Genomic DNA, 4,669 nt, shown 5'->3' on the forward strand with positions numbered 1-4,669 from the left:
GTTTTATGAAGAACGTTTAGTACAAGCTAAAATTCTGTCTTCTGAGTTAGAAAAGATACTTTTTTAATTTTCATGTGGCTCTTTGATTGCATAATAGCGTTTACGTTTTCTTCATAAGAAACCTTGGCAGAACAAGGAACTACATGTTAGCTATCTTAAACAAATCTAAAAATAGATTTCCTCTTAGCCAAATATGCAGTAGCAATATAAAATGTAGCTTTCTGTCTGATCTTGGTGGCTTATTGATAACGCAGCCTGAAGTATAGAGGTTAAGATTTAGGATGAAAGATGGCTAAGCTATACTTAAAGCCAATTAAAAAGCTTGCGTAGCATCGGCAATCTGTTTTTGTAAGGCGGGTAACGCAGCGGAAGGTCTATCCAGGTACCTCTCTGCAGCACGCTTTTCTGATGCGAGAAAAGCAAAAAGCTACTCTTGCCATGGTAACTGCCCATGCCGCTGTTTCCTACTCCTCCAAAAGGAAGGTTGGGGTTGATGAGGTGCGAAATAGTATCGTTTATACACCCTCCTCCAAAGCGCGCATGCTGCAGCACCTCCTTCTGCTTTGCCGCGTTTGATGAAAAAAAGTATAGCGCCAGTGGCTTAGGATGCTTATTCACGATGCCGATAGCCTCTTTCATGCACTTAACAGATATGATCGGTAGCAAAGGACCGAAAATCTCTTCCTGCATAATCGGGTCTTGCCACGATACCTGGTCTAGCAGGGTAGGGGCTATGTAACGGGAAATGCTGTCTTTCTGGCCACCAGCTCTCACTATACCGTTCTTCAGGAGCTTAGAGAGCCTGTTGAAGTGTTGGTCATTCACGATTCTTGCATAATCCTGACTTTGGGCGGGATTTTCTCCGTAAAACTCAGTAATGCATTGGATGATCAGGTGTATGAGCTCTTCTTTTACCTGTTCCTGTACCAGTACATAATCCGGAGCAACGCAAGTTTGGCCGGCATTTAGAAACTTTCCCCAGACAATCCGGCGTGCAGTTAACTCCAGGTCAGCGTCATCAGCTACGATAGCCGGGCTCTTGCCACCAAGTTCCAACGTAACTGGGGTTAGATGCTCGGCAGCGGCCTGTAAAACTACTTTGCCTACTCTTGTACTGCCTGTAAAAAAAATATAATCAAAGCTTTGTTGCAGCAAGAGCTGGGTAGGTTTTATACCTCCTTCCACTACAGCTATATACTCCTCGTGAAATGTTTCGCGGATCATTTTGGCTATAACAGCTGAGGTGGAGGGTGTTAATTCAGAAGGCTTTATAATGGCACAGTTGCCCGCAGCAATGGCACCTATGAGCGGGTTTATCAGTAACTGGAAAGGATAATTCCAGGGGCCTATGATAAGGGCGAGACCGTATGGCTCATAATAAATATGGCTTTGGGCAGGAAAATTCAAAAATGACTCTTTCACTTGTTTTCGCTTAGCCCATCTTGTCAGCTTTTTAATTGTGTGCTTAAGTTCGATCTCTACAAACCCTACTTCTGTAGCATAAGCCTCCATGGCTGGTTTGTGGAAATCGGTATACATGGCATCAAACAGTTCCTGCTCGTGCTTTTTGATGGCGTCCAGAAGTAGCCGAAGTTGCTCTTTGCGGAAGTATACATCCAAGGTGGTATTACTGGCAAAGAAATTACGTTGCCGCATCACCAGCTTTTGGATGTCGGGCAGATCTATTTCGGCTGGCACATGGGTAGTAGAAGATGTTGTCATAGTTTAATTAGTTAGAACTGTGAGTGAGGATTGGGCAGGCTCTGCAACTGTACTTTCTGCAGAGAAACATGAAATAATGAGACAGCCGATGTAGCTCTTATAAGACTGCACTGTAGAGAGTATTTTCGGTAGGAGAAGCAGCTGAATAGCAAGTGATGTATACACAGAAAGCCGTAATGTGATACCTGCGTTATCAGGACGTTTTTTTCCCATACCAATTGTAGCTGTTGCCAGGTCAACCACTGCTTCGGTTTCTTTAGCCATATCAGCCAGATAGATTTTGGGTTGGTGGCTCAGGGTTCTTAACAAGTATGTAACCTGTTGCAGGCCTTGTCGGTTAACAACACAAATAGTAGGACGACTAGTGCAATACTGCAGGCTTAGTTGCCCGGGCAAAAAGCTCATACCTAAGCCTCTACCCGCTACTGTAACAGAACTGTCGTTTTGCTTAACCATGGCAATTGTATTGTTGTAACAGCGTTTTTTCTTATATAAGCTAAGCTTTTAAAGCTATATATGAAAGTATAAGTCTGTATTTTTAACCCATGCCAGATAGCTGTACCTTTGATACAAATGCAATGGCAAGTATAATAAAGACAACTTCTATGAAAATAATCGAGTGCCCACGCGATGCCATGCAAGGCATTAAAGGGTTTATCCCGACTGATACTAAAGTTAAGTACATCAACCAGCTGCTAAAAGTGGGGTTTGATACAATTGATTTTGGCAGTTTTGTCTCTCCCAAAGCTATTCCTCAAATGCAGGATACTGCCGAGGTTTTAGCCAAGCTTGAATTAGGTGCCACTTCCTCCAAGCTGTTAGCTATTATAGCCAATACAAGAGGAGCGGAGGATGCGGCGCAGCACAAGCAGATAGATTACCTAGGATTTCCCTTATCTGTGTCTGAAACATTTCAGCAGCGGAATACAAATAAAAGTATAGCCGAGGCAATGGAGCAGTTGGCGCAGATACAGGATATTTGCCACAAGCATGGAAAAACATTGGTAACCTATATTTCTATGGGTTTTGGTAATCCTTATGATGATCCCTGGGATGTAGAAACCGTGGTTAGTTTTGTAGAGGAGCTCGATAAACTGCAGGTCAAGATTGTATCTTTGTCTGATACAATCGGTGTGGCTACACCAGAAAATATAACGTACCTGTTTAGCCATCTAATCCCTTCTTTTAAGCATATAGAGTTTGGGGCACACCTGCATACAACCCCCACTACCTGGAAAGAGAAGATTGAAGCAGCTTATCAATCCGGTTGCAGGCGTTTTGATGGAGCTTTGCATGGTTATGGCGGCTGCCCCATGGCAAAAGATGAGCTGGTTGGAAACATGCCTACTGAGAATTTGGTAGATTACTTCGAAAATAATGGCGTAAATTTGACGCTTAACAAAGCTGCCCTCCAAGCCGCAATGGCTGAATCCGGAGCAGTATTTCTTTAATCTATGGCAAGCAGAACAATAGTAGATATTTTTATACCCTGTTTCGTAGACCAGCTGTTTCCGGACACGGCCATGAATATGGTGAAGGTGCTGGAGAAGGTAGGCTGCGACGTGCGCTATAATCCTAACCAAACATGCTGCGGGCAACCCGCTTTTAATGCTGGTTTTTTTAATGAAGCCCGGGAAGTGGCCGATAAGTTTTTAGACGATTTCTCTAACGAAACCTCTCATTACATTGTGGCTCCCTCTGCCTCTTGTGTAGGCATGGTGCGCAATGCATACCAGGATATATTCGTTAAATCTTCGAAGCTGGTGAAGTACCGCTCTATGCAAAAGAAAGTGTATGAGCTGACGGAGTTCCTGACTGATGTGCTGGGCATTACTCGCATACAAGGTGCTTCTTTAGCTGGTAGATATACCTACCACGACTCATGCAGTGCCTTGCGCGAATGCGGTATCAAAGCAGGGCCAAGAGAGCTGCTCGGAAACGTAGCAGGCTTGGAGCTGGTTGAAATGGAAGACAGTGAAACCTGCTGTGGCTTTGGCGGTACTTTTGCCGTTAAGTTCGAAGCTATTTCAACGGCAATGGCTGAGCAGAAAGTAGACAATGCCATTGCTACTGGTGCAGATTATATTGTCTCCACTGATAGTAGCTGCCTGATGCACTTAGAGGCATATATACAGAAACAGAAAAAGCCAATCAAAACCATGCACATAGCAGATGTGCTGGCGAGTGGGTGGTAAGGTAATTCTTTCCTTAGTATAAAAGCGAGGGCCTGTGTAAGTATACTTGCACAGGCCCTCGCTTTTTATTTTATACTTGATTATCGATTAATAAAGTAGCCGAAACCAAAGGTTAAATACTTACTGCTTAAATTTAAATCAAGTCCAGAACGAGTGCTTTTGGTATTTTCAATTACTCTAAGTTCATGTTCATAAGTAGTTCTTGTGTAAGATAAATTGCCAAAGTTCGCTGATAAGCCTATTCTCTCTGTTGGGAAAAATGTTATTCCTGGGGATACTCCTATACCGAAACCTCTGTTTTTAGTCTCACTACTTGAGCTGAGCCCTCTATAATCGGATTCGGATTTACTGCTTCCTGTAAAAAGGTCAGCATAGGCCTTTCCTGTAATGGCAATTTTCTCCGAAACCATAAAATATTTTTTTAGATAGGGTTGTAATGAAACGGTTCTATCTGTGCTTTCTCTTGAACCATAAAATTCAGGCACCTCGTCATCTATTATATAGCTTTTAGACTCTGTTCTTGAATATGAATAACTAACAGTAGTACCAACTTCTAACTTGTCATTTAACATAAGGCCTGCACTAGGTGCTAAATTATATGTAATCGCTTTATACCTACCATCATCACTTTGAGGTTTACTAGTGTTCGTGCTAAAACCTAATGAGCCTGATAGAACTACTGTTCCCTTAGAAGTTTGTGCAAAAGCACAAGAGCCGAGCATTGTGAAAACTGCGGCAATTAATAATTTTTT

5 protein-coding genes are annotated in these 4,669 nt (G+C 42.8%); 2 read left to right on the forward strand and 3 right to left on the reverse strand.

The features are described 5' to 3' along the window. Positions 1-303: 303 nt before the first annotated feature. Together ACFQ2O_RS20075 and ACFQ2O_RS20080 are read right to left on the reverse strand one after the other, a co-directional pair. On the reverse strand, positions 304-1,722 hold the full coding sequence (locus ACFQ2O_RS20075) for an aldehyde dehydrogenase (RefSeq protein ID WP_377532264.1): 1,419 nt from the start codon (positions 1,720-1,722) through the stop codon (positions 304-306). Between the two features lie 3 nt (positions 1,723-1,725). After that, positions 1,726-1,986, reverse strand: a complete 261-nt coding sequence (locus ACFQ2O_RS20080; protein WP_377532267.1) for a hypothetical protein — start codon at positions 1,984-1,986, stop codon at positions 1,726-1,728. Positions 1,987-2,327: 341 nt separating this feature from the next. Between ACFQ2O_RS20080 and ACFQ2O_RS20085 the strand changes: the two genes are divergently transcribed. After that, on the forward strand, positions 2,328-3,173 hold the full coding sequence (locus tag ACFQ2O_RS20085) for a hydroxymethylglutaryl-CoA lyase (protein ID WP_377532270.1): 846 nt from the start codon (positions 2,328-2,330) through the stop codon (positions 3,171-3,173). A gap of 3 nt (positions 3,174-3,176) precedes the next feature. Continuing rightward, a complete protein-coding gene (locus ACFQ2O_RS20090) occupies positions 3,177-3,917 on the forward strand; it encodes a (Fe-S)-binding protein (RefSeq protein ID WP_377532272.1) in 741 nt (246 codons plus the stop codon). Positions 3,918-3,997: 80 nt separating this feature from the next. On the opposite strand, the gene ACFQ2O_RS20095 is transcribed toward ACFQ2O_RS20090, so the two are convergent. Beyond that, on the reverse strand, positions 3,998-4,669 hold a 672-nt coding region (locus ACFQ2O_RS20095; RefSeq protein WP_377532275.1), incomplete at its 5' end, for an outer membrane beta-barrel protein.

Origin of the sequence: Pontibacter rugosus (assembly GCF_042678745.1) — a bacterium.
GTDB classification, from domain to species: domain Bacteria; phylum Bacteroidota; class Bacteroidia; order Cytophagales; family Hymenobacteraceae; genus Pontibacter; species Pontibacter rugosus.